We start from the raw sequence: 21421 nt of genomic DNA on the forward strand, positions 1-21421 counted from the left end.
GTACGGCTGGGCTTGCGGGAGCTACGGGTGTTACCGGGGTTACTGGCGTTACTGGTGCAACCGGGGCTGGTGCAATCATTCCGTTGGCTTCCGGTGGACCTATTATTATGACTACGATTTTAGGTGGTTTGGTTGGAACAACAAGCCTTGTTGGCTTCGGAAGTTCAGCCACAGGCATTTCTCTTGTTGGCGGGAATATAGATTTGACAGGTACAGTTCTTGGACCTCTTATCAACTTTGCATTCTCGACTCCGCGTGCTGGAGTGATAACATCCCTTGCTGCTTACTTCAGTAATACCATAGCTCTATCACTTATTGGTACTACTGTAACTGTGACAGCACAATTGTACCAATCTGCCACACCAAATAACACATTCACTCCTATTCCTGGAGCAATAGTACCACTGCCACCTATCACAGGCGCTATTACTCTAGGCACGTTTGTCAGCGGAGTTACAAATGGTATCGATTTTGCTGTAACACCGCAGACACGTCTGCTTATGGTATTCTCAGCTACTGCCACAGGTCTCACCCTTGTAAATACAGTCACTGGTTATGCAAGTGCTGGCTTTACAATTGTATAATCGCTAAAATCAATAAAAGCATCTGCCTATCCTTTTGAAGGAGTGACAGATGCTTTTTTTAAAACTATACGATATGCAGATTCAACTTCTAGATTTTCCGGAATCACACAAGCGCCATTAGCTACTCCACCACTGGCAATCTATTCACAACAAATATCCTTTCAGCTTACCGATAACCTCATCGATCTCCGTTTTCGTCGTATACCGTCCCACACTAAAACGAACCGCTCCCTGCCCAATACTTGCTGAGACATTCATTGCCTTTAGAACAGGCGAAATCAATGTTTCTCCAGAATGACAAGCTGAGCCTGTTGAGGCAGCCACATCTTCTAGCGAAGCAATCACTTCGTGACCCACAGCTCCTAGAAAGCTAATGTTAAGTGTGTTGGGCAATCGTTTATGCCTATGACCGTTCAGGTGAATTCTGTCGCCAAAAACCTCCTGCAATCGGTCATAGAAATAATCCGCAATCTTTTTCACACGTTCTCTGGAAGCAGAGTCCGAAGCAAGCTCACAGGCTTTTCCTAATCCAATAATGTAAGGTGTGTTTTCGGTACCTGCTCGTCTTCCCTGCTCATGACCTGCCCCATGAATCAATGGTTCGATGTGAATGCCCTCTCGGATGTACAGTGCTCCAATCCCTTTTGGCGCATATAATTTATGACCTGCCAGCGTTAGAAAATCCACCGCTAACTCAGCCACATCGAGTACTACTTTTCCAGCGGACTGTGAAGCATCGGTATGTACAAGAACACCTCGTTCGTGGCAGACCTCGGCTATTTCTTTGATCGGCTGAATCGTGCCCGTTTCGTTGTTAGAGTGCATAATGGAGACTAGTATAGTTTGGTCTGTAAGCTGCTTTTTCACATCGTCTACCTGCACCATTCCATACGCGTCAACAGGTACATAGGTAATCGTGTAGCCCAACTGCTCCAGATACTGACACGGTTTAATTACCGCAGGATGCTCCACAGCAGACACAATAATGTGATTGCCTTTATGTCGATAGGTTTGGGCGACTCCCTTGATGACGGTATTATTCGATTCACTACCCCCACTGGTGAAAAGCACCTCTCCCGGCGCACAATTCAGGAAATTAGCCACCTGTGTTCTCGCTTGCTCGATTCCGAGTTTAGCTTCTTGCCCCAAAGAATGACTGCTTGAAGGATTGCCAAAATGACCATAAAGATAAGGAATCATAACCTCTGCTACTTCCTTATCTACAGGTGTTGTAGCGTTATAGTCTAAATAGATCATTTGTACTGAGCCTCCTCTAAACCCCTCATACATCACGATACATAAAGCTTATTAAGCCTGATTATTTTTCAAAAAAGAACGCACCGCAACCTCAGCTTCATCTAAATTGTTCACCTTAAAGGTAACTCTCTCAATGCCTTCATACTGAGTAGACGTGTAATCGTATTTAGGATCATAGTAGTATTCTAACAGCAGCGCCACAGCTTCCCCGAACAAATCGGCTTGCAAGCACCGTTCGATTTCCGCCGCAATGGGGATATGAATTCGGGATTTGATACTTCGAAAGGCTGAAATACACTGTTCTTTATATTCTTCTGGACGATAATCCTTAAGGATTTGCTGCACTCTAGCTTGCAAAGGCAGTTCAATCCAAATCTGCGTTGCGGTCTCTTTTTGCTCGGTCATAAATGGAGGCATTACGACCTTCCCAATCTTCTTGCTCTCTGCTTCAAACAGTACATAAGGAGCATCCTCAAGCTTAATTAATTCTTCCAAAAGAAGACTATCGAACGTTTTCTGATTATTTGCCTGAAGTCCGATCTCGCCAAAGATAGAACCGCGGTGACCCGCCATTCCTTCCAAATCCAGAACGGGGTAGCCTTGCGCTTTCAGGCGGTGCAGCAGGTTTGTTTTGCCTGTCCCCGTATTTCCATGAATTACATAAGGCTTCGCCTTGAATTCAAAGGACTCCAGTTCATCGAGTACCCATTTACGGTAAGCTTTATAGCCGCCAATCAATCGGTAAGCGTGAATATCCATTAAAGAAAGTACGGTCGCAGTTGTACGGCTGCGCATACCTCCCCTCCAGCAGAATACAGCCTTGTCCCCTTGAATCTCAGCAAATTCTTTGACAAAGGAAGGTAGCTTCGCCGCAGCAATCTCCAAACCGCGTTCTTTCGCAGCCTGCACACTTGTCTGTTTATACAGCGTACCTACTTCAGCTCGTTCCTCATCGTCAAAAAAAGGAATGTTCAAGCTCTCTGGCAATGTCGCATCTTTATATTCAGAAGGAGATCGAACGTCGATAACGGTGATCTGCTTCTTATTCTTTAACACTCTTAGTTCTTCCAGTGTAATATCCTGAAACAATGCGCTCTCTCCTCTGGTGGCTAACTTCTTAGGTCGCCTCTAAGCTGAACTCCATCGTTATTGCGCAGCTATAACTGCAATCTGACCCGGATGTTCTTTCGTGACCTCTCCTATCAATGCCGCTTCTACACCTGCATCTACTAACTCTTTTAGCAAATCCTCACTTTGTTCAGGAGCAACAGAGATTAGCAATCCACCAGAAGTCACAGCATCACACAGAATATAGCGGCTTAATTGATCCATCTCCTCCGGATAAAGAATACTGCCCTCCAAATGGGCAAAGTTATTTTTAGTGCCACCTGGAACAAAGCCCTGCTCCGCGAGCTCTCTTACTCTTGGCAGCATCGGTACATCCCCTTGACGAATAATCAGTCCGTGATTACTTCCCTTTGCCATTTCCGAGGCATGTCCCAGCAGCCCAAATCCGGTAACATCTGTACAAGCATGTACATCATAGGGCTCCATGACTTCAGCCGCTTTTTTATTTAGTGTAGACATGACTGTCGTAAGGCGTGTAGTTTCTTCTGGGGATAGCTGATCCTTTTTAATAGAAGTCGTTAAGATGCCCACACCGATAGGTTTGGTCAAAATCAGCTTGTCTCCTACCTGCGCACCTGCATTCGTTCTTACTTTGTCCGGATGCACAAGGCCCGTAACAGCCAATCCAAATTTAGGCTCTTTATCGTCGATCGAATGTCCGCCCACAAGCGTTGCTCCTGCTTCCTGCACTTTATCCGCTGCACCGCGCAAAATGTCACCGAGAATGCTTTTGTCCAGAACAGAAATAGGGAAGGCCACAATATTAAGCACCGTAAGCGGCTTACCGCCCATAGCATAAATATCACTTAATGCATTGGTTGCTGCAATTTGCCCAAAGGAATAAGGGTCGTCCACGATCGGCGTGAAAAAATCAACAGTCTGCACTAATGCTAGATCATCACTTAATCGATATACTCCAGCGTCATCACTGGTATCCAGACCTACAAGTAGATCCGGATTTGGAACGGTTGGTGGCAGACTGCGAATAACCTGCATGAGATCAGCAGGACCAATTTTGCAGCCGCAGCCCCCTTTTGAAGATAATGAGGTCAATTTTATGGTTTCGGCTTGAGACATCATGACTCAGCTCCTTTAAATAGTTAATGTCGAATATCTTTAATCTTACATCAGTAGACAGCATTGTACAAAATACAAAGCTACTAAAAAAGCTGGCTCACACGTAGCATTCACTACCCTTGAGTCAGCCTTTGGTTCGAAATCCAATTCTTTAGGGAAATCTGCCCTACAGCTCTAATGAAATAGGAGTGTCCCGCATAATTTCAATGGCTGCGGGAGCACTCCTTCTTTTCTCAATTTCATAGGATCAGCTAATCTGCTGAGTGCCCTGCTGCTTCTCCAAAAAACGTTGAAGAATCGCATTAAACTGCTCCGGCTGACACAGATTACTCGGATCTAATGCATTCGGGATAATCGCCAACTGCGCATGCGGCAATTGAGACACCATTTCCTTCATACAATTCACTCCAAATTCATTAAAGTCCCCTACAATACATAAAGCGGGACGGTTAAAAGCTTTTAAGCATCTGGTGTAATCCACATGGCTCGTGGCCAGCCTTTGCCGATATAACTCCCGTGGACGTTTGTCCAGCAGCCCTCTTCTAATCTCATTGTAGGCGAGACTCCAGCGCTCTCGGTACATCATCCGAATCGAAGGCAGCACCAGCTCGCTTGGGAGGTAATACATTAGCAAGCTGCAATACGCTGCCATAAGCTGTATTTTCCCTACAAGGGTTGATCCGTGGCTCCTACAGAAGCTATCCGCGACCACGATTGCTTTTACACGCTCAGGATATTGTTTGGCAATATGTTGCACGACTAAACCGCCATAGGCGATCCCAACAAAAACTGCTTCACGAACCCCCAGGTCATTTAACAGCATAATCAGATCCAGACATTGCGTTTCAATAATCTCATTAGGGGCCTCCAGGAGTTCACCTGACTTGCCATTCCCCCGTAAATCGCACAAAATCACTTTATATTTATCGGAAAAGTACTCCAGTTGTGGTTTGAACATACTGTGTGTTAATCCATGTCCATGGATAAACACAACCGGAGTGCCAGTTCCATTGATTTCGTAATAGAGCGAAGTTCCGTTCAGTTTAGCGATAGGCAAAGGTAACACCTCTTTCATAATAAATTCTACGACTGTATCTGCTTATAAACGCAGCAAAAAACCACAGAGGGATTCTCTGTGGCTATTCATCACTAAACACGCCATTCATCCTCTCTCCATACGCTTACGAGGTTAGCTGTCGGATTCGGGCAGTGAGAGTTGCCCTACCTGCAAGGTTGCATGTTATGCACCCGGAACAGGATTCACCCCATAACTAGTACCGATTGTTACACTGGTTCCCAGTTGTTGGTTCCCCCGCTTTCCTTAACGGAAATTAAGCGGACTTCATATGTAATTGTCAGTTATGTGATGAATCATACTCCGTGTAAGGTTTCTTGTAAAGTTGAGCTGTGGGCAAAATAATGTTGAAAGCCATGCTTTTCATTTCATATTGAGCATACACTTCGTTTTCTCTTTCTTTTGCTCTTGTTTACTCAATATATCTAGAAAAAGCCGAGCGGACATCAGAGATCAATCCCTGAACTACTCGGCTTCTTTATACAATCATATGGCTACAACAGATTGGCGTTTTTCAATGCATGCTCCCAGCTCGGAAAAAAGAACAGCGCACTTCTCATTAGATCAGGGTCGCTTTGCTTCACTTGCTTTTTGCTGATCGAGCTTCCATCGGTTTGAAGCTTTTTGATACGAGTTAACACTTCATCAGCCTCCAAAGGAATTTCCATTGAAACACTCCTTTCTCAGTGACCTGGTTTCCCATCATTTTCTCCATAATATGCAAATTTATTCTTCATTTCCATTTCGATGGACTACACTAGCTGATAGATCGGTTGTTCAGCAATAAAATAAGTAGGAATTATTCGATATTTCTGTGCCAGAACTTCAGCTAAATATTTCATTCCTGGAGCTTCACTTTCCGCATGACCTAACATAATCAGCGCTTTTGATCTGCCTTGATGGACTGCATCCCTCACATATTCTGGAGTTTCCCATTCCGGGCCCTCGCCAGCAATGATTAAATCAAGATTGTGCTGATTAAAAAGAGGAATAGCCATCTTCCCACCTCCTCGGTTACCTACTAATATCCCCACATGTCTGCATGTCTGTGATAGATCGCCGGCAACGCGTACGTGGGGGATGCCTAGCTTTCTTTTTATATACTGAGCCGCTTCACTTACCGTCATAGCTGGAATCGATAGGATTGTAGCAGTGGGTTGCTGCTCAACCACATAGGCTGACCATTCAAGCTCTCGTAGCAAGCCCACCATGATCCCATCCGGTTGATGCCGATGCCAATAATCATGATAACGAAAAATAGCCAGTTCAGAACGCTCAATCAAACTCCGTTTCGCGCGATACACAGGGTCATCCTCTAACCACTCGCTGGGATCATGATGACTGTAAAACACACCTTCGTGTGTAATTAACAAATTGGCGTTCATAGCAATCGCTCGTTCCACAACATATTGCGTAGCGCAAAATGCCGTAACCATCCCTGTAATCACCATTTCTGGATTCCCCGGCTTTAGAGTATCTACAGTTCCATCTATCTGTTCCACAGTTCCCATTAAATCTTCCAGAATCATTCTAATTGTCACGCTCACTTTAATCCGCCCTTTGAGATCTATTCTACTAATCTATCAACGTATAAATAACCCGCCCTTAATCGATATAAGGACGGGTTCACAGTTCATCATTTGAGCAGCTTGCCCACTCTATGATTTCATTTCAGAGGCGATCATTCGATGGAAAGCTGGCTTCGGCTTATGCCCTTCATCGAATAGGAACGGCCAGTTCTTCCGTCCACGAACAGGGAAATCATCCAGCCAAGTATAGTCATCTGCTGCTCCCCAGAACGTGACCGAGCTAATCACGTCACGGTATTCTTTCAGCAGGGCAAACATCGCTTCATATCGTTTGGCCTGCAGTTCAAGCATATCAGTTGGTGCAGCCCTTAGATCCTTACGTTTGTCATCGAAACGGAACATGGATACATCCAGCTCTGTCAGTTGGAGCTGAAGTCCTAAGGATGCATATTTCTCAATAGCTGCACGGATATCATCTAGACTAGGATCGTATAAATTCCAGTGTGCCTGCAATCCGACGCCATGGATCGGCACATCCTGTTCCAGCAGTGACTTCACCAGTTCATAGATTTTGTCACGTTTTAATGGATGGGATTCATTGTAGTCGTTGTAGAATAATAATGCCTTAGGATCAGCTTCATGGGCGAATTCAAACGCTTTGGCGATAAAATCCGGGCCCACAATGTCGAGCCACTTCGAATGGCGAAGAAGCTCTTCACCTTCATCGGCTATAACTTCATTGACAACATCCCAAGCATAAATATCTTCCTTATAACGCCCTACTACGGTCTGAATATGTGATTTAACTCGTGAGAGCAAAGTCTCTTTACTTACAGATCCACCGTTCTTATCCTCAAACAGCCAATCTGTAGTCTGGTTATGCCAGATCAAGGTATGTCCACGCATCGCCATATCATATTTCCGGGCGAAGGCAACCAGCTGGTCTGCCTCCTTAAAATTATAAATGTTCTCAAGCGGATGCAGACTCTCAAACTTCATCTCATTTTCAGCGGTGATACTATTGAAATGATAGGCAAGTAACTGCTCCTGTGATTGGATCGTCAATGGGTTGACGGCTGCGCCAATTTTGAAATCCTTAGCGAACACTGTCTTTAGTGCAGGCTCTGTAAAATCACTAGCTTGTCTCAACAAGTTCCCTCCTAACAAACGCAATTATATTCCGTATTCGACTTATTAAGACCGATAATCAAACCAATCAAAGTAGGCAGGTAGCTCAGCCACTTGACCATGACCTGACGCATATAAGCCGATAAGAACACCTGTAAATCCATTTCCTTTTACAGCTTGAGGAGATAATGGGTAGGCTAGAGCCTTAGATAGCTCAATCCACTCCTGCCCATCCAAAGCGTACAATAAGGTATATTCGGTTAGCTCCGCTCGAATTTTCAAATAAAGATGTCCAGCTGTCGTTGGAACCTCTGCCGCCACCTGTGTTATTCCATCAACGGTTAAACAAGCTACGATTACTCTTTGTCCATTTCTTTGCGATAGAGCAATCTCATAATGTGCATTCTCATCCAATCTCGCGCAAAGCCCAGCCTCGTCACCGTCCCTACTTGGGTTAAACTCCAGTAGTGTGCTCCATTCTGCTGAAGTATGCTGCTGTCTTCTACCTATAAAAGCTACCTGTCCGATATCACTAAGACCTTCAGGTTGACCCCGAAGAGACAGCCATCCCGGACGTTCCTCTAAAGACCAGCTTGCCTCAGCAGGATTACGGAGAAAGGCTAATGACAAGGGTAAGACTTCGTCATCAAAGTCATATCTTCCGCTTGAAGCAGGTTTAGGAGAGGAGCCGGGAACCCGCGGCACCTTCATTTCCAATCCTACAATATCTTCATTATTATCAATCATTGGCCATCCGTCTTCATTCCACGTTACAGGGGCAAGAAAGGTCTCCCGCCCAAGTACGGTATACTTGGATTCCACTAGTCTTACGCCAAGAAACACGGCCCACCAATCCCCGTTCTGATCTTCAATCAGATCGGCATGCCCTAAATATTGAATGGGACTCTCGGTTTGACTATGCGTTAATATTGGATGTGGTAATCGTTCGAACGGTCCATATGGAGAGGAGCTGCGGCCAACGATCTCCCGATGCTCCTTCGCCGTTCCTCCTGAAGCCGTCATGATATAATACATTCCATTTATTCGGTACAAATGTGGTCCTTCCGTCCAAGGTCCACCATCCCCAGTCCAGATAACAACAGGTTCTGTTAATGCTGCTCCCGTAGCAATATCTATCTCATATTGGATGGCATGGGAGTCATAATCTGCTCCCTGCTGGGTGGTTACATATACCTTTCCATCCTCATCAAACATTAGAGAAGGGTCAATGCCCCCATAAGGAATAACAATTGGATCGGACCACGGACCCGCCGGGTCCGTAGCCGTAACATAGAAGTTCCCCTTCCCGTGTACCTCGGTCGTTATCATATAGAAGGTTCCGTCATGATAACGAATGGTTGGTGCAAATATTCCACCAGAGCTCTTGCTTTTACGTGTATCTAGCTGACTTATACGATCCAGTACATGACCCATTTGTGTCCAGTGAATTAAATCCTGACTATGAAAAATAGGTACGCCAGGAAAATACTCGAAAGAGCTGCAAACTAAATAGTAGTCATCTCCTGCCCGAGTGATGCTTGGATCGGGATAGAAGCCCGGAAGTATTGGATTCGTGTATGTGATTGAAGATTGGGTCATGTTTTAACAAACAACCTTCCTATTCCTTAATAGTGATTGCAAGCTCCTTATTCCTTCACGCTTCCTACGTTCATACCAACTACAAAGTACTTTTGCATGAATGGATAGACTAGCAAAATTGGAACCGAAGCAACAATAGTAACCGCTGCCCTTATGGAAATTGGGGTAACCTGGTCTCTTACCGAATCCGCAGTCATTCCTGCCCCGTTGGCTACACTAGGGTTACCATTTGCATTCATACTAGAGGAGATCAACTTCATCAATTCATACTGCAATGTGCTCAAGTGTTGGCGGGAAGAGGTGTAGATAAAAGCATCAAACCATGCGTTCCAGGCACCTACCGCCACAAAAAGGGCGATTGTAGCAAGCACAGGTTTACACAAAGGTAAAACTACTTTCATAAAGATCTTGAATTCCCCAGCACCGTCGATTCTTGCAGATTCCATAAGACTTTCATGCAAGCCACCAATATAAGTGCGAATGACGATCATATTAAATGCACTTACCATAGACGGTATTACATATACCCAAAACGAATTAAGCAAATGAAGATCCTTAATCAGGAAATAATTTGGAATCAGACCCGCATTAAAGTACATAGTAAGGACAAATACAAAGGTAATCTGCTTGCGGAAAACATATTCTTTCCGGCTTAACGTATAGGCAAGCATCGTGGTCAAAAATAGATTCAGGACCGTAGATAACACTGTTCGTGCTACCGAAATCCAAAAAGCAGGAATAATTGTACCAGAGGCAAAGACGGCTTTGTAGTTTTGTATGGTCCACTCTCTGGGCCATAGATAAATGCCGCCGCGAATAGTATCATTTCCGGCATTCAAGGAGACTGCTATAGTATTTAGGAACGGATATAAGGTAACTATAACTAGGCATACCATAAAAATAGTATTAAAGGTGCCGAACACTACTGGTTCGATTCCCATATTTCTCATACGTTTTCCAACATTGTTCTTTGGAGATCTTTGAGGTATCAATTGAGTTTTTTCCATGATTATAACAGCCTCTCTTCCCCTAGCCGCTTCGCAGTCCAGTTAGCAAATAGCAGCAATGTTACACTTACGACTGTTTTAAATATGCCACCCGCAGTGGCTAAGGAATAATTCCCTTGCCCAATTCCGTATTTCAATACAAATACATCTATCGTTTCCGACCAGTCTATAGTAAGCCCGTTCCCTAACAAGTACGGAACCTCAAATCCAACGTCCAGTACATGCCCTATGGACATTATCATCAGGATTACAATGGTTGGTTTAATTCCCGGCAAGGTAACATTGGACATTTTTTTGTACCGGTTAGCCCCATCAATCTCAGCAGCCTCATATAAAGCTGGATCTATAGAAGCAATTGCAGCCAAGTAGATGATTGTACTCCATCCAACCTCTTTCCAAACGGTTGAAGCACCCACAATACCCCAGAAATACTTCCCTTCACTCAACCAAAGGATCGGTGAATCGATAAGATGTAATTTCATGAGAACGATGTTGACAATCCCGTCGTTAACCGAGAGGGAGACACCTACAATCCCTGTTACAATAATCCAAGAGAGAAAGTGAGGCAAGTAGGATATGGTCTGCACTGTTCTTTTCCAAAATACATTTTTGATTTCATTAAGAAGTAAGGCCAATGTTATCGCGGTTATAAATCCTAAAAAGAAATTAATTAATCCCATACCCAGTGTATTTCGTAGTACCCTTAAAAAAGTATCGTCCGTAAATAGAAACTTGAAGTGCTTTAGACCAACCCATGTCTGTTCGCCAAAAGCCTTAGCTGGTTTATAATCCTGAAAAGCCATCGTCCATCCCCAAACAGGGACATAAGCAAATAGTATAATATACAGCATCAATGGAACTGACATCCAAATCAGCTGTTTCTGATTCTTAATCAAGGTCATCGTAATCGGTTGCTTCTTTTTTCTTTTAGGATGCCGGTTAACCTTTTTTCCCGTTAGAATCTCATCCATATATAGTTTCTCCCCACATCATCCAGATATTTCAGAAAGTGGCTGGCTTTAAAAAGCCACCACTTTCTGATTTTTAAGCAAGATCTAACTATTTAACACTCCAAGTATCAAATCTCCATTTAAGCTGTTCATTGATTCTGTCTTCGTAGGCTTTAATATTCGTTTTATGAAGTTCTCCAACAAATTCAGTCCAAACTTTATCGAAATTGGAAGGACTAGCCAAAATCGCTTTTGGCAGGAACTTGGTTTTCAAATCACCCATCTTCGTATCGGCAATTTTCGCATCAGAATTTTCAACAAGATCTATGGACCATGCAGGGTAAGCTACTGGGTTCGGTCCAGGCTTACTGAAGAAATCCACATAACTGTTGAAGCCATAAGCATCAAGGATTTCTTTATCATACGCTTTCAACCCTGCCTTGTACTCTTCTGGTTGTGCTGCGGCATCCGTTGAGTTACCATCTGCAAAGTATCCTTGCAATTTCGGAGCGGTAGCGTACCAAGCTTCTGCTTTGTTGCTAAGCTTCCATGTAGCATCAGCTGCATGGTCCCGTTGCTCTTGATTTCTCATAAAGCGACCATTTTCCACTTGATAATCTTCGCCTTCAATACCCCAGGTAAAGATTTTTTGCCAATCTTCCTCAATTAAGGTATCCATAAGTTTAATGATTTTCACTGGATCTTTAGCATTAACAGTGATCCCAAAACCATTATTCAAGTTAAGTGCAGGGCGATCTAGATAGTAGTCTTTGGTGTTCGTATCATACACAAGAGGAAGTCCAACATAAGTTCTTTCATCTTTCTTTTGTGTGGTAAGAGAATCTTCAGCCTTTTGAAAGTTCCAGTGCTGATCAAACATTCCCAGAACGGCACCGCTGGACAATTTAGCTAAGTATTGGTCATAATCCATTGTAAATGCTTCTTGGTCAATAATGCCCAATGCATTCATTTCATTAAGCTTCTTATAGTACTGCTTTGCATAGTCTTTATCTGCAAAGATTTCTGCTACGTTATCCTTAACTACTACTCCGCCATCATTAGGATGCCCGATCAGATGCTGAGGAGCGTTAAACAATCCCCAGTTTCTCCAATCTTTGTTATGAATCTCAAACCCAACTGTTGGCTGTCCATCAATGGTTGGATTTTTCTCTTTATATTTAACGATAAGATCGAAATACTCGTCCAAAGTTTTAATCTTTGGATAACCGGCATCTTTAAGTATAGCTTTCTGAATCCAGAAAGCTGGGCCAGAGTAATAGGTTGAATTCACATCACCGTTATACGCACCATAGTTTGGAAGTGTATAGATATGTCCATCATTAGGATCCTTCATCATGTTCCAGTAAGCTGCGTAATGCGCTTTCAAATTCGGAGCGTATTCTTCAATCAAGTCTTCGAGAGGAATAAATGCGCCTGCTGCCGTCAGTTGGGTATTAGAACTCATCAGATCCGGATAATCCGAACCGGCAATCATAACGCCAAGCTTCTGTTTAAGGTCTCCTGCCAAGAATTCAAAATTAAATGATGCGCCTGTCTTTTCTTTAATCATCTTGTAAATTTTGTTATCTGGTGTTGGTTGCTGACCTGCTTCTCCAAGAAAGATACTAACCTCAAAAGGCTCTATCTTCTTGTCATCGGTTCCAGCTGCATTTGCAGCTGCTGTTTCTGCTGGCTTGTTTTCTCCCTTAGCAGTATTACCGCTGTTATTTCCACCGCACCCTGCTAGGGTAAAACTTAGGGATAATACAGCAATCAAACTAAGCTTGAACTTTGATATTGACTTGCCCCCCATAAAGCACCTCCATATTTTGTTGGTGTAGCAACATTGTAAGCCCTTACAAGTTAAATTATAGAGGTGATGGTGCCACTGATAATACGCCAGAACTAAAGGTGTACCCCCAAAAAGTTTAGGTATTCTGATGTTTAAATTCATTAGGGCTCATACGCATCTTTTTTTCAAATTGTTTCAGGAACTGACTATAATTGGAATACCCCACTTTTTCAGCGATCTCACTGTTTTTCAGCTTGCCATGTTGAAGTAAACGTGTGGACTCCTTAATCCGGAGGTCATGCAGCTGCTCATTGAAATTAATTCCATTCTTCTTGATCAATAATTGTCCTAGATACACTGGATGCAGGAAGAATACCTCTGACAGCTTCTTAATCGTAAGGTTTTCACGATAATGTTCTTCAATATAGTTGTTAATTTCCTGTACAATTCCCTGCGATCTTTGGCTTTGTTCTTGTAGAAGAATATCAATACTCGCTTCCCCGCATGCTAGTAAATTACGCATTAAATCGTTCAACTTCATCATAGAGTCCCGCATTTCAGGGATTGTGATTTGGGTTAACAAGGATGATACCTGAACTTCACTAGCTCCAGAAGTGAACTCAACAATCTTATACATAATATGAATAACGATCTTCTTCACAACCTCTGGAGCAATGCGCATCTCACGAAAACTACGAGTGGCCAAACCCACAGCTTGTTTAAAGCCTTTTTTGTCTAATGTGTTAATAGGCCTCATTAAGTCATCCATCAGCCCAATTTGATCATAATGATAGCTGAATGGGCTATCCTTGGTTCCCTGATAGCTTAAGAACCCCGAATGATCAGAATTATAAAAATAAAACATTAACGTTTCTTTTGCCGTTCGGTAGCTATTCGCAAGTTGAAATAAGGAGCCTTCACTAGCCCCTACTGCAATATACATGGCTTGCTTAGGTTGTTTATTCAGTAAGGGAGCTACTATATCATATATTGCAGCACCCTCATCAGACTCCGAAGGATATCCGTATACGATGCCGAAGCAATACGCCTCCAGATCCATCAGAAACATCGCCTCCGTATTCGTTAGGAGAGCTACTGCCTTCTCTCTTATTTCCGTATACATCTTCGGGTCTGTCTGTAGTAAACAAATATTCCAAAGGCTTTTTTCTTCCGATAAACGGGTAAGTACGGTAACATCCGATTTATCTTCCACTTTCTCATTCAGAATTCGCTTCAGAAGTGAGACAACTTCCTCTGAGGTTGCCATTTGGTTTAAGCTTCGCTTTTGAGACTCCTCTTCTAATTCCTGATAGATCTCCTTCAGTTCTTCTGCCGCCTCTTCTTCAAAAAGCGGCTTCATCAGATAATGATTAATGCCATATCTTATAGCTGTCTTAGCATATTCAAACTCACTATAACCGCTCAGTATGGCAAATTTAATCTTCTTTGTCTCCTCTTGCTGCCAGGCTGCAACCATCTCCAGGCCATTCATCAGCGGCATATTTACATCTGTAATGACAAGATCCGGCAAAAGCTGCTTTATTAACTGTAAGCCCTCTTTGCCATTACTGGAGGTTCCACACACCTCAAAGCCAAGTGCCTGCCAGTCTATCCATATTTGCATCCCCTCAAGAGCGCTAGGTTCATCATCGATCAACAATACTTTGTATTTCATAGGCTCCCTCACCTTCTAGCTATTTTTTCGTTCCAGGAGCTTTAGCGGAATGCCAAACGTGACAACAGTCCCTTCATTTGGGACACTGTTAATTTCAAAGCGAACCTGATCGTCATAATATAACTCCAGTCTCCGATACACGTTACGAATTCCGATATTCGTCCCTGAAGAGGCTTCTTCATTTTGAACATTAAATAATATTTCTTTAAGCTGGCTTGGTTCGATCCCTTTGCCATTATCTGAAATCGTAACTTGCAAACGGCCGTCCACGATTTCCGTTTTTACTCTAATGATGCCGAGTCCTTCTATGGCCTGCAGGCCATGTTTGCAGGAATTTTCTACTAACGGTTGCATGCTTAGCTTTGGAATTTTATATTGCAGCGACTGCTCATCGATCTCGAATTGATATTCAAATTTATCCCTGAACCGGAATTTCTCAATTTTTAAATACATCTCAATAAAGGTCATTTCTTCTTCCAATGTAACGAGATCTTCCTTCCAACTCAGCAGTCTTCTAAGTAATTTTGATAAGCTCTTAATAATATCTGTAACATCCGAGTAATTGTTTTTGGTACAGACAACCAGAATGGCATTTAACGTATTAAATAAAAAATGAGGGTTCATCTGACTTTGCAAAAAATTCAATTCAGCCCTTACCCTTTCCATTTCCAGACTATTCTTCTGAATCTCCAGCTTGTAGACATCATTGATCAGAGAATTAATTCTAGTAGTCATCATATTAAAATTCCGTATCAAACCACCAATCTCGTCTTGTCCTTCATCGATTTGAATCAAATCGAACTTCTCATTCGTTACTTTCTGCATATGCCTAGACAGCCGCTTTACTCGATAATTGTAGGATCTTAACATCACATATAAAAAGATTGTTGTGAGCAAAGTGACAATAGATGCCAAAATACCTGCATAAATCCTGATCTCCATTATCGCTTGAACAATTCGCTCACCTTGTGTAATTCCTATTAATCGCCAGCCTTTAATATAACTAGCACCACCAATAGATACAATATGGAGATCTTCCTTACGCTCAACATCCTGCAGCTTAAACACAGGATAAGGGTCCCTCGTACCTCTCTGATATCCACTCTGTGCAGACATAACAATTTCGTCCTGCTCATTCACGAGATAAAGGCTTAAATAGTCCCTTTCTCTAATAATTACGTCATAAATTTTGCTAAGATCCAAATCAATCCGAATCAGCTTTGTATATTCATTCAATGAACTGTACGCATCCATTTGCTCAATTACACTGAAATAAGGAGCCGTGGAGGCCACATTAGGTACCTCACTCATATGATAGGCTGCAAGAAGAACATGTTTATTAGCAGCCTGTGTTTGCTTATACCATTCGCTCTCCTTTACCTTGTCAGTGATGACCTGATAATTACTGCCCGAAACAATAGAGTCATTATTCGTAAATACGGTAATTCGTTCAATTTGATTGTTGACCGGCATATAACCGTTCATCCGACCCCTAAGATGTTGATCGAAAGTATCATAAAATTCAATAGAGTTGTCATATTTTCGCTCAAGCCACTCGTACAGATTCTTATCGGAAGACAGCGCGTAACTGACGGCTACTCCTCCCTCAATAAAATCATGGATATCCTTTCTTGCTCTCTCTAATGAGATCTCTAGATTCTGCTGCTCTCTTGATTTGATCAGGTCCGAGATCCGGTCCAAAAAAACTAGGTTGATGATAATAATAGGGAGTAGAACGCCTATAACGTAAATGAGGGAAAATTTATAGTTCAGTGGAATGTCATTCACTACTTTTCTAAATCTGAATTTTCTTCTCTCCATACGAAACACCTTGCTTCCCCAAAAGCTATTGATTTTTATTTTCATTTTTATAAACAGAGGGTACTACCCCTGCAATCAACTTGAATTTATCTATAAAATAGTCTGTATTTGAGAAGCCCACCTGCACAGCGATATCCGATATTTTCAACTGCGTTCGTTTAAGCAGACTTTTGGCTTCCTCAATCCTTTTACCATTTAAATATTCACAAAAGCCCTGACCCGTTTGTTTCCTGAACAGCTGTCCCAAATAGGTAGAATTGATATGAAATTGTCGTGCTAAATCCTGAAGCTTCAGCTTATTCCGATATTCACAATCCACATACTGAATCACCTTGTAAATCGTATTTTGTTCATTCTGCTGCTCTAGATCAGATAGATAGACTGTCGCCAACATACACAGGCTTTGAACATAGCGGCTTAATACCAAATAGTCATTTAGTTCGCCTAGATTTCCATACTCTTGCTGTAGCTTTATCATCATCGTATCAGGGGCACCATTCATTTGAGCTATCAGTGTACAGATCGTTAGCTCCAAATGAGCCACTTGAGCTTGCACGACCTCGATCGTCAACAGATTCTCTACGAAAGAAGCGAACGTTTCTTTTATACATGGCTGTATCTGCTCTACATCATTCGCTAGTACCTTATCCAGCAGCAGTTTGAAGTGATCCTCATGGTGTTCCTTCTTCTTTAGGGTCCTAAGCTCACAATAATAAAAGATCCCATTCTTCTGCTGATGTTTTTTTCGTTTCCATACATCAAGAGCTTGCGTATAGATTTCTCGAATCGAGCAGATCCCAATCATTCTAGTACTAATTGCTAGGAGGACCGGTTCATGAAATTGTTCAGTGATATCCGACCGAATTTGGTTGATGATCGCATCCAGACTCTCATTATCAATAGAAGCAGATTCAAGGATGATACCTGTTCTTCCCGATCGATCTTGAAAGAAATTAGTACATTCCTTAGGAAAATAGTCGACGATACGTGGATGGAATGGATTCATAGACGTGGCTGGTTCGATAAGGATACACATTAACTCTGCATTTGCATGAAGCTTCAACGTGGTCTGGGTTAGAAGCTCTAAATTTTCGTTATACTCGCCTTGAATTAGGCGGTTGACGATATTGTTTACAATAAAGAATTGTTTCTTATCAAACTCTTCCTTGGAAGCGATTTCATTTCGGATTACAGGCGTAATCCTGCTTAATAAGGACTCTATTTCATCATCATCAATAGGTTTTAATAAATAGTCATTCACTCGTTGTTGCAATGCCGTACGTGCATATTTAAAGTCGTCATACCCGGTCAACACCACAAATTTCGGGGGCATTGTCATGACTTCATTCAACTGTGCGATTAGCTCTAGTCCGTTTATAACCGGCATATTAATGTCCGTTAAGACCAATTCCGGTTTATATTCTTGTATAAGTTTCATCGCTTCTGAGCCATTTTGAGCTTCAGCACACACTTCAAAACCGTATTTACCCCAGTCTATCATCGTTCTCAGCCCTTCAAGTACCCAGGGCTCATCATCTACGATCAGAACCTTCAACATAATCTTCGCTCCAATCTTCTTAAACTATGGCTGCGTTTTCTTATGAAAATATATATTATGCTATCATAATTGGATATTCTTGTGAATTAATAAATTTCCCTTCTTTTGCTTGGACTAGTATTATTCCCCTTATAAAAACAACAAAAAAACGATGTACCCAGACTTCAGACACATCGAAAAAGTACACTTTTAGTTGCTATTCTACCTTTGAACTAAGGTTGTTCTCATGATGGATGAACCATTCTTTTCTTGCAATGCCGCCGCCATAGCCCCCTAATTCACCAGTACTATTGATCACCCGATGACACGGAACTAAGATTGATAATTGATTCGCTCCATTAGCCCTTGCTACGGCGCGGCAAGCAGCAGGATTGTTAATTTTCTCTGCAAGCTCCTTGTAAGAGACCGTTTGTCCTACAGGAATTCTCCGAAGTTCATTCCATACCTTTTGCTGAAAATCAGAGCCAATATAACGAATCGGTGTGCTGAATTCTGTAAGTTTTCCTTCGAAATAAAGATTTAATTCCTCCTCAATCTGCGCTAGTACGGGTACATTTTCAGGCAAAATAGTTGCATTTAAGCGGGTGCGTAGTTTCTTAATTTCGTTCTCAAGCCCTTTTCGATCCACAAATTCCAGCAGTAAAAGACACTCTTCATCTGAGATCGCAAGCATAGACCCTAAGATCGTTTCTATCCAGGTACAATACAATACTTTAATCTGCTTGGAATGATTGGGGACAGTCCCCATCGTTCGTGAAAAAGCATCCCTAAACCCATTACTCGAATCGTACCCGCTGTCCAGTTGTGCGTTAATAATTGAATCCCCATTCCTGATATGTTTGAACGCCAGCCCTAAACGTCTAGAACGTGCATATTCAATAAATGTCATTCCGAATTGCTTCTTAAATTGCCGGCGTGCTGTATTTGCACTCATGGACAGCTCAACAAAATCTTTATCGGTCCATTTTCTTTCCGGATTAAGCTCAATAGCTTCAACAAGAAGCTTAACCTCTGAAGACATTTTCGTGGGATTGGACAAAGGCTGGCATCTTTTACAAGGTCTATACGACGCTAACAAAGCTTCTTTGGCTGTTGCAAAAAACTCGCAATTTTCTTTATATGGCTTTTTAGCGGGACAAGTTGGCCTGCACATGATCCCTGTTGTCCTCACGCCTACGAAAAATACGCCTTCATAATTGGAGTTTTTTTCGACTAACATCTCATAATATTTATCGATTTGCTGTTTATTAGTGATCATAGTGTCGTTAGCTCATTTCTAAATAATGTGCGCGGATGGCTGCAGAATGGTTCGAGCATCTTCTTGAAGATTATGCTGTGCCTGAAAGTAACTATACGGTCCATAGCTAATTCTTTTTACACCCAGCTCCTGTAATTCAGCATTTGAAATCATTCCGTCCATCACCATGACATTTACAGGCAGTGGTGACTGCTGCACAAAATGTTCTATCAGAATTCGATCGGTAAGCCCCGGAATAAAAATCCCATCCGCTCCAGCAGCAGCGTAAGCACAGGTACGCTCTATTGCTTCATTCACTAAATCCAAAGAATGCTTCCTATTTTTGAAAAAGAGATCGGTTCTGGCATTCATAAATACACTCTTTTGAAGTTTGGCTGCCACTTGCTTTATAGTTCGAATACGATGACTTTGTTCCTCGATTGCCCATAATTCATCGTCCGGATGATTCACCTTTTGATCCTCGAAATTGATCCCACAGATGTCTAGCTGAAATAATTGTTCCATGTTATTGGCTAAGGACTCTGCATCTACAGCATACCCACCCTCAATATCTACCGTCAATGGCATCGATACATATTCTGCTATTCTTGAAACATACCACAGCAGCTGCTCAAATGAGAGCTGTTCACCATCCGAATATCCCCATGCGTCCGCCATAGCGAAGCTACTTGTAGCTATAGCCTGTGAACCCGCTTTCTCTATCGCTTTAGCCGAAGCTACATCCCAGCAGTTATACAGCATTAGCGGTTTTTCTTGATCGTGCAAAGACTTAAAATAGTCATAGTCATTTCGGTTCATCAGTGGTCATCTCCATTAAATAGAATAGCACCACTATATAATAGCCGTTGATCCGCCATACCAGAAAAATTAACACCAATCTTTTTCTGCAAAAAAAAAACACCGATTGATGATCTCATCCTATAAGGACCTGATCATATCTTCGATGCTAGTTTACAGTTTAAAGTTCTGCCTTACGGAGTGACGGTTTTGGAGGATCGTTTGGGTGACTTTTTCCCTGTTCGCATCGGTATGATTTGTGGTGCAGAAATTCCGATCAGAACAACGAAAATTCCAACCCAGCGAAGTAGAGATACCTCTTCTTGCAGGACTAACACGGAGGCTACTACAGCTGCCGGTAACTCCGCCGCACCAAGAATCGTTCCCAGACCTGATCCCAGCTTCGGAACACCGATAGAAAAGAAAAGTACAGGAATAACTATACCAAGCAACCCCAAAGGAAGACCATACTTCCAAAGTCCGTCTGTAAGTGCTCCGTCATAAATAAAGGAAGGGGAAAAAACAACCATAATAATAATCATTGCACTTGTAGTCATATACAAGCTTTTATTCACAGCAGGTACCTGCGTAGCCACTCTCCCACTGACAAAAATATAAAAGGCAAACGACACCGCAGACATCAAACCGAAAACAATACCACTCGTAGTCATTTCGCCTACACTAGGTTCTAGAATCCCCCCAGCTAATATGGTTCCTATCAAAAGGATAACCATTGAAATTATTTTCTCTCGACTAGGCCATTTTCTATCTACAACAGCCTCCAGAATCACACCAATCCAAGTAAATTGGAATAAGAGAACAATCGCAATCGAAGCAGGTAATTGTTCAACGGCAAACCCATAGAAAATACCCGTCATACTAATGGTAATCCCCGCGCCTAATAACGAAGCACCGACCTTTAATCCGAGTTTTTTTCGGGAAAATAAAACAACTAACAAGAGCAGCATGCACCATCCAAAAAAGTATTGCGACCCGACCAGTTGCTGCATTCTAAATCCATCGTTCATTCCAAGCTTAACGATCGTAGACAGCGATCCATAACTACATGCTCCTATAAATACTAGTAAAGCATATTTGAGTAACTTCATATTCATCGTAATCTTCTTTCCTTTCTGTTGAACCGTCCTATTGAGCCGTCCAAATCACATAATAAAGCCCCTTGTCATCGAAATGACAAGGGGCGAC

The 21421-nt window shown here is 42.4% G+C and carries 18 protein-coding genes and 1 riboswitch; of the genes, 1 reads left to right on the forward strand and 17 read right to left on the reverse strand.

What is annotated here, in order from left to right; genetic code table 11:
* Window positions 1-584 (forward strand): exosporium glycoprotein BclB-related protein (locus CA598_RS15545; RefSeq protein WP_306440405.1); only part of this gene is annotated, 584 nt, incomplete at its 5' end.
* A 144-nt stretch (window positions 585-728) separates the two neighbouring features.
* On the opposite strand, the gene CA598_RS15550 is transcribed toward CA598_RS15545, so the two are convergent.
* The 17 genes from CA598_RS15550 to CA598_RS15625 form a co-directional block, all read right to left on the reverse strand.
* Window positions 729-1841: a cysteine desulfurase family protein gene (locus tag CA598_RS15550; protein WP_094877095.1), complete on the reverse strand. Its 1113-nt coding sequence runs from the start codon at window positions 1839-1841 to the stop codon at window positions 729-731.
* A gap of 51 nt (window positions 1842-1892) precedes the next feature.
* The gene (gene mnmH, locus CA598_RS15555) at window positions 1893-2930 is read right to left on the reverse strand and encodes a tRNA 2-selenouridine(34) synthase MnmH (RefSeq protein WP_094877096.1); all 1038 of its coding nucleotides are present in this window, start codon (window positions 2928-2930) and stop codon (window positions 1893-1895) included.
* A 57-nt stretch (window positions 2931-2987) separates the two neighbouring features.
* Entirely contained in the window at window positions 2988-4049 is a 1062-nt protein-coding gene (selD, locus tag CA598_RS15560) for a selenide, water dikinase SelD (RefSeq protein ID WP_373455833.1), read from the reverse strand.
* A gap of 244 nt (window positions 4050-4293) precedes the next feature.
* On the reverse strand, window positions 4294-5103 hold the full coding sequence (locus CA598_RS15565; protein ID WP_179281653.1) for an alpha/beta fold hydrolase: 810 nt from the start codon (window positions 5101-5103) through the stop codon (window positions 4294-4296).
* A 105-nt stretch (window positions 5104-5208) separates the two neighbouring features.
* A riboswitch (cyclic di-AMP (ydaO/yuaA leader) is annotated at window positions 5209-5394 on the reverse strand.
* A gap of 221 nt (window positions 5395-5615) precedes the next feature.
* Complete coding sequence (locus tag CA598_RS32315; protein ID WP_179283680.1) at window positions 5616-5789, reverse strand: hypothetical protein; 174 nt, start codon at window positions 5787-5789, stop codon at window positions 5616-5618.
* An 84-nt stretch (window positions 5790-5873) separates the two neighbouring features.
* Window positions 5874-6668 carry a Nif3-like dinuclear metal center hexameric protein gene (locus CA598_RS15570; protein ID WP_256990516.1) on the reverse strand — a complete coding sequence of 265 codons (795 nt, stop codon included), beginning with the start codon at window positions 6666-6668 and terminating at the stop codon, window positions 5874-5876.
* A gap of 111 nt (window positions 6669-6779) precedes the next feature.
* Window positions 6780-7799, reverse strand: a complete 1020-nt coding sequence (locus CA598_RS15575; protein WP_094877098.1) for an endo-1,4-beta-xylanase — start codon at window positions 7797-7799, stop codon at window positions 6780-6782.
* Between the two features lie 45 nt (window positions 7800-7844).
* A complete protein-coding gene (locus CA598_RS15580) occupies window positions 7845-9377 on the reverse strand; it encodes a glycoside hydrolase family 43 protein (RefSeq protein WP_094877099.1) in 1533 nt (510 codons plus the stop codon).
* Between the two features lie 47 nt (window positions 9378-9424).
* Entirely contained in the window at window positions 9425-10327 is a 903-nt protein-coding gene (locus CA598_RS15585) for a carbohydrate ABC transporter permease (protein ID WP_094877124.1), read from the reverse strand.
* Window positions 10328-10386: 59 nt separating this feature from the next.
* Window positions 10387-11355: an ABC transporter permease gene (locus tag CA598_RS15590; protein ID WP_094877100.1), complete on the reverse strand. Its 969-nt coding sequence runs from the start codon at window positions 11353-11355 to the stop codon at window positions 10387-10389.
* A gap of 88 nt (window positions 11356-11443) precedes the next feature.
* On the reverse strand, window positions 11444-13147 hold the full coding sequence (locus CA598_RS15595) for a type 2 periplasmic-binding domain-containing protein (RefSeq protein ID WP_094877101.1): 1704 nt from the start codon (window positions 13145-13147) through the stop codon (window positions 11444-11446).
* Window positions 13148-13262: 115 nt separating this feature from the next.
* Window positions 13263-14801, reverse strand: a complete 1539-nt coding sequence (locus CA598_RS15600) for a response regulator transcription factor (protein ID WP_094877102.1) — start codon at window positions 14799-14801, stop codon at window positions 13263-13265.
* A gap of 15 nt (window positions 14802-14816) precedes the next feature.
* Complete coding sequence (locus CA598_RS15605) at window positions 14817-16622, reverse strand: sensor histidine kinase (protein ID WP_179283681.1); 1806 nt, start codon at window positions 16620-16622, stop codon at window positions 14817-14819.
* A 25-nt stretch (window positions 16623-16647) separates the two neighbouring features.
* Window positions 16648-18180: a response regulator gene (locus CA598_RS15610; RefSeq protein WP_094877103.1), complete on the reverse strand. Its 1533-nt coding sequence runs from the start codon at window positions 18178-18180 to the stop codon at window positions 16648-16650.
* Window positions 18181-18376: 196 nt separating this feature from the next.
* Window positions 18377-19438 (reverse strand): bifunctional transcriptional activator/DNA repair enzyme AdaA, encoded by a 1062-nt coding sequence (locus CA598_RS15615; protein ID WP_094877104.1) that lies wholly within the window; start codon window positions 19436-19438, stop codon window positions 18377-18379.
* Between the two features lie 18 nt (window positions 19439-19456).
* Window positions 19457-20236, reverse strand: a complete 780-nt coding sequence (locus CA598_RS15620; protein WP_094877105.1) for an isocitrate lyase/PEP mutase family protein — start codon at window positions 20234-20236, stop codon at window positions 19457-19459.
* Window positions 20237-20409: 173 nt separating this feature from the next.
* Complete coding sequence (locus CA598_RS15625) at window positions 20410-21324, reverse strand: EamA family transporter (protein WP_094877125.1); 915 nt, start codon at window positions 21322-21324, stop codon at window positions 20410-20412.
* Window positions 21325-21421: the final 97 nt, after the last annotated feature.

Source organism: Paenibacillus sp. VTT E-133291 (assembly GCF_002264395.1).
Lineage (GTDB): Bacteria > Bacillota > Bacilli > Paenibacillales > Paenibacillaceae > Paenibacillus_AQ > Paenibacillus_AQ nitricinens.